7 protein-coding genes and 1 pseudogene are annotated in these 4,961 nt (G+C 73.3%); 7 read left to right on the top strand and 1 reads right to left on the bottom strand.

Annotated elements, in window-relative coordinates; genetic code table 11:
* Both AC08ON_RS10290 and AC08ON_RS10285 read left to right on the top strand, forming a co-directional pair.
* On the top strand, window positions 1-401 hold a 401-nt coding region (locus tag AC08ON_RS10290), incomplete at its 5' end, for a hypothetical protein (RefSeq protein ID WP_476616859.1).
* 210 nt (window positions 402-611) lie between these two features.
* Window positions 612-1,415, top strand: a complete 804-nt coding sequence (locus AC08ON_RS10285; protein ID WP_476607652.1) for a hypothetical protein — start codon at window positions 612-614, stop codon at window positions 1,413-1,415.
* Between the two features lie 364 nt (window positions 1,416-1,779).
* Here AC08ON_RS10285 and AC08ON_RS10280 read toward each other — a convergent pair whose 3' ends face one another.
* Complete coding sequence (locus AC08ON_RS10280; RefSeq protein WP_476616858.1) at window positions 1,780-2,007, bottom strand: hypothetical protein; 228 nt, start codon at window positions 2,005-2,007, stop codon at window positions 1,780-1,782.
* A gap of 188 nt (window positions 2,008-2,195) precedes the next feature.
* Between AC08ON_RS10280 and AC08ON_RS10275 the strand changes: the two genes are divergently transcribed.
* The 5 genes and pseudogenes from AC08ON_RS10275 to AC08ON_RS10255 form a co-directional block, all read left to right on the top strand.
* Window positions 2,196-2,954, top strand: coding sequence for an FHA domain-containing protein (locus tag AC08ON_RS10275; protein WP_476616857.1), 759 nt, complete (start codon window positions 2,196-2,198; stop codon window positions 2,952-2,954).
* A gap of 7 nt (window positions 2,955-2,961) precedes the next feature.
* Window positions 2,962-3,315 carry an FHA domain-containing protein gene (locus AC08ON_RS10270; RefSeq protein WP_476607649.1) on the top strand — a complete coding sequence of 118 codons (354 nt, stop codon included), beginning with the start codon at window positions 2,962-2,964 and terminating at the stop codon, window positions 3,313-3,315.
* The gene (locus tag AC08ON_RS10265; RefSeq protein WP_476616856.1) at window positions 3,312-4,298 is read left to right on the top strand and encodes a serine/threonine-protein kinase; all 987 of its coding nucleotides are present in this window, start codon (window positions 3,312-3,314) and stop codon (window positions 4,296-4,298) included. The genes AC08ON_RS10270 and AC08ON_RS10265 overlap by 4 nt, the downstream gene beginning before the upstream one ends.
* Entirely contained in the window at window positions 4,292-4,438 is a 147-nt protein-coding gene (locus tag AC08ON_RS10260; protein ID WP_476607647.1) for a hypothetical protein, read from the top strand. The genes AC08ON_RS10265 and AC08ON_RS10260 overlap by 7 nt, the downstream gene beginning before the upstream one ends.
* Window positions 4,435-4,961, top strand: a pseudogene (locus tag AC08ON_RS10255) (hypothetical protein); the annotation flags it as partial. The gene AC08ON_RS10260 and the pseudogene AC08ON_RS10255, both read left to right, overlap by 4 nt.

Here is a 4,961-nt window from a genome sequence, read left to right as displayed (position 1 = left end):
AGCGCAACAGGCCGTCACACCACGCGACCTTCGCGCAGCCCTGGATGAACGACAGGGACCGGCTCGGCGTCGAGGGCCGGATGGACCGGGGTGTCACGAAGCCGGGTGGGGTGCTCCGGCTGACGATCAGCGTGGCCGATCCGCCGCGGGGCCGGCGGGAGGTGGCGGTCGCCGTCGCGGTCGACGCATCCCTGTCGATGCTGCATCCGGCGGCGCCGGACGCGGTCAGCAAGTGGGAGCTCGCGCAGCGGGTTCTGGAACGCGTGCACGGCCTGCTGCCCGACGGCTGTCCGCTCGTGCTGGTGCGCTTTGCCCGCGAGGCGCGAGTGATCAGCGCCGGACGCCGGCCTGACCGCCTGCCGGCAGTTGACGGCCCCACGAACAGCGACGCGGACTCCTAGACCAACATCGGCGACGCGCTCGCCGTCGCCGGGCGGGAGCTGCTCGCGCAGGCGCCGGACGCGGACGTCTACCGGGTCCTGCTCATCACCGACGGTGAGGCCAATATCGGCCGCTGGCAGCCCGAACAGCTCGCCCACATCGTCGCCGGGCTCGGCGACCAGGGCATCGGGACGGATGCGCTGGGCATCGGCGTCGACGCCCGGGACGAGGTGCTCGCCGAGATGGTCGGGGTGTGCGGCCAGACGCAGCACGTCTGGGCGGCGGCCGAGGACGTCGACCGGATCGACGCGATCGTCTCGTCGCTGATCGAACCGGTGGTCGGCGCGGCCGCGGGGCGCGGTGAGCTGCGGGTCCTGATCCGACCCGGCTGGACGGTGGAGGCGCTGCGGCGGATCAAACCACAGCGTCACCTCATGAAGGTGCCGCCACCGACCTCGCGCGGCACCGAGCTGCGGCTGCCGCTACCCGCCGTGAGCACCGGCGAGGACCGTCCGGTCTTCCTGCTCCGGTTGCGCGCTCCGGACACACCGCTCGGCGCGCACACGATTCTTCAGGCCCGCGGCGGGGTGGTCGCCGGTGGACGGCGGCTGGCTGTGGACAGCCGGGCCGACCCGCACGCCGCGCAGCGCTTCCGGGTCACCGTCGAGGCGGATGTCTTCCCGGACGCGGAATCCTCCCTCGAACACGAGGAGAGCATCGCGGAGTTCGACGAGGAGATTGCGAAGCGGGCCAGCTTCGCCCAGTCCCGGGAGAGCGTCACCGAGCTGTTCCGGAACGCGGCGCTGTGGGCGGCGGACCGCGGATTCGACGATCTGGCCGACCACTACAACGCGACGCTACGGGCCCTCGGCCAGGGTGTCGCGCCGGCCGACGCGGTGTCGGGAGCCCGGGTCCGGGCGACCCGCACCAGGACCCGGACCCGTGATCTCGTCGAGGCGGACCCCGTGTCCGGCCGGCAACACGGCGGGGCGGCGTCCCGTCGGCGTCTCGACGACGTCCTCGGCAACAGCTGACAATCGGTAGGAGTCCCATGTCCTCGACGACGGTGCTGTTCGACGTCAGTAACATCACCCGGGACGGTTCGCCGGGCAGCTTCGCGCAGATCGGTCTCGGCTGCGCGCACGGCGCCCGCTGCCCGCGCCGGTGCGGCGTGACCGCGCGGCTGTTCGCCGTGGAGGCCGCCGCCCGCCGTGCCTTCGGCGCCGACGCGACCTTTCGCTATGTGGCCGACAACAGCCTGCGCGGCCTGCTCGACGACCTCGCTCCGCTGCAGCGGTACTACCGTGACGGCGCTCTGGCCTGGGCGGCCGAGGCCGACGACATCCTGCTCGAGGAGGCGAGGGCCGTCGGGGGGAAGGTCGTCAGCAAGGACAACTTCTACGGCAAACGCAACATCGACGCCCACGCGTGGATCCAGGGCGACGCCTCGACCTTCTTCGGATGGAGGGTGCTACCCGCCGCCCCGGCGGGCGAGAACGTGAAACTGGTCCGCCGGGCGATGAACCGGATCGCCACCGTCACCTGGGAGCGGGCCGCGCGGCAGGACGAGGTGAAGGCGTCGGGCCTGCGGGGGCGACCGGAGGTCGTCGCCGCTGCCCGCGCCAACGCCTATCGCTGCGTGACCCCCGACTGTGTGAACGCCCGGCTGGGGCCGCTCGTGTCGCCACCGATGCGCGTGGCGGGGCGCGGCCAGGGCGCCCGGCTGGTCTGTCCGCTGTGTCGACGCCCGGTCCAGGAGATCGAGACGGATACCGGGCAGGCGGTCGGCGTCGCCTGTGCCCTCGGCGTCGCCTGTGCCCTCGGCGTCGCGGGACGCGCAGGCCCCCCGGGGAGCGACCGAGCCCCTGGACCTGGATACCCCGGACCGGCAGGCGGGCCATGGCGCACCCGGGGAGGGGAGTCGCAGGACCCTGGCGGACGCGCTCGGGGACGCGCTCGCGGACGACGCCACGATCTTCGATGCTCCCGCTTACATCCCGCCCTCGGGCACCGTGGGGGCGCTGACCATCGTCGGCCTGCCCGCGCCGTCCGGCGCCGGGTGGGATGCCAGGGTGGTGGCGGGTCCGGTCGTGCTGAGAATCGAGGGTGGCGGCACCCAACGTCTCGTGACGTTGGAGGTGGGCACCACGGTCGTCCTTGGGCGCCATCCCGACGACAACCTCGGCTCGGAGCGGCTCGTCGACGTCACAGCCGGGCTCGGTAGCAGTTACGACTACATCAGCACCCGGCACGTGGAGATCACCCTCACGGCTGCCGGCACGGCGATGGTGGTCGACCGCTCCCACAACGGCACCAGTCTGGGCGACGACCGGCTGGTGCGTGACCTGCCCCGGGAGTGGCGTTTCGACGTCCCGCTCCACCTGGCCGGGTCGCTCGTGCGGGTCGGCCGGGTCAACGCGGCTGGGACGGCCGGGACGGCTGGGACGGCCGGGGCAACCAGGACGGCCGGGGCAACCAGGACGGCCGGGGCGGCCGGGCGGAACAGGCTGGCGGCTGACCGTCCGGCGCGGCGACGGCTCGTCGTTCGACACTCCGAACGTGGGACCCGGTGAACGTATTGTGCTGGGACGGCAACCGAACGCCGTGCAGCGGACGGCGGACGACCTGATCGTCGTCGACGTCTGCGACCGGCTGCAGATCGACGCCGCCGGCTGGGTCTCGCGGCGCCATCTGATGGTCGGCAACGAGCGCGACGGGACGGTGACGCTCACCGACCTGTCGACGAACGGCTCGTGGGTGGGTGCCCGGCGGCTGACGCCGGGCGTCGCCGAGAGGTGGGACGGCGAGGAGCCGGTCTGGCTGGTCCGCGACGTCGTGGGTCTGGAAGTGCGTGTGACGGGACCCTGGCCGGCCGGCGGGGTGCTCGGGACCGGCGGACCTGGCGGCGGTGGGGTACCCGGAGGTGGCCGGTGAGTACGGTCGCCTCTGATTTGGAGATCGTCGAACGGTTGCGTTACGGGGCGTCCTTCGCGTCGGTGCCGCGCACCTGGGGCCGTGGCCGGTACCGCTGCGTGCGTCATCTCGCCGAGGGCGGCCAAGGTTACGTCGAGCTCGCCTGGGACGAGTGGAGCAACGCCCTGGTCGTCGTCAAGGGCGCATGGTGGGGCGGCCGCGACCACGACATCAATCCCGAGTACGCCAGGACCCAGTACGAGAAGCGCTCGATCGACGTCGAGGACGCGGTCGCCGTGCAGGCGGCGCTCGGCGAGATCACCCACGGGGTGCCGGCCCTGGTGGACGTCGTCTACCGGCCCTCGCCGACCCGGCACGACCATAACGCGCTCGTGACCGGGGGCAACGAGCGGGAGGTCGAGCGGTACAACCGTGAGGCGTTCATCGTCATGCAGTTCATCGGTGACATTGGGCAGATGGTGCCCACCACGCTTGACTCCCGGGTCACCGAGTCCGGCCCGCTCAGCGCCCGCCAGGTCGTCGAGCTGGCCGACCAGATCAGCGCCACGCTGGAGGCGATGCACACGATCCGACCGCAGCGGCTCTACCAGCACGAGGAACGGATCAGGGGATACTGGGTCCACGGCGACGTCAAGCCGGAGAACATCCTCGTCGCTGGTGACCCACCCCGGTACTCGCTCGTCGACCTGTCGACGGCAGCGATCGTCGAGCCGTCGGCCAAGGTCATGCCCACCACCGCGACCCCGGGCTACGCCCCGCCGGGAGCCGAGCCGCTCAGCCCGCAGTACGACCTGCACTGCCTGGCGGCCACCCTGCTGTTCGCGCTGACCGGTGACCGCCCGGACGACTGGCTCGGGGGGGGGCGACCGAGGCCAGGTCGGCCGCGGACGCCGCCGGTTCCCGGGCTGATGCCGAGGCGCGGGACGAGAAGCTGCGGCAGCTGCGGGGTGAGCTCGCGGCCCGTCGCGTGCACCCCATGCTGATCCGCTTGATCACCGACTGCCTGCCCGCCGATCCGCGTTTCCGGCTCGGCACCGCCACCGTGCTACGTGCGGAGATCGCCGCGGTGCGTACCGCGCTGGTCGCCCGCGAGGTCCTGTCGGATGAGGAGCCGCAACCGTGAGCTGGTGGAACCGGAGCGCGTGGGGGAGCCAGCCCGACGGCGAATCGAAGTCGAACCCGGGGGCGCCCCCGGACCGCGGAGCGGGCTCGAACGGCAGGGCCTTCCAGGGCGGTCGGACGGGATCGACCGGCGCGGCGTCTCCGGGTGGTGGCGGGTATTCGGGGAGCGCGGCGTCTTCGGGTGCTGGCGGGTACCCGGGCGGCACCGCGGGCCCCGCCGGAGCGGACGACTTCGACGACTTCGCGGACCCCGAGCCGCTCCCCGCCGGACCCGCCGGCGGTGCCGCGCCGGCGCAGCGGGGACACCGCCCGGCGCGGACCGCAGGCGCGCAGCCGGCGGAAGCGGCGGAAGCGGCGGAAGCGGCGGAAGCGGCGGACCAGCGCCCGGCGGTCGTGGGCCGCAGCGGCCGGACCTGGCGGGAGATGCCCCGGCGGATCCGCGGCGCCGGGGCCGACTGCCGGGTACGCCTGGTCAGCCTCGCCGGGCTGGGCTTCGGCGCCCTGCGTACGGCCGGCGCGGGCGG

It is taken from the genome of Frankia sp. CoWAU3 (genome assembly GCF_977971855.1).
This window is presented reverse-complemented; position numbering and strand designations above follow the sequence as displayed.

Excerpts from the sequence above, each read along its gene's own strand:
- AC08ON_RS10260 (WP_476607647.1), top strand. The coding sequence starts at position 4,292 with ATGCTGATCCGCTTGATCACCGACTGCCTGCCCGCCGATCCGCGTTTC.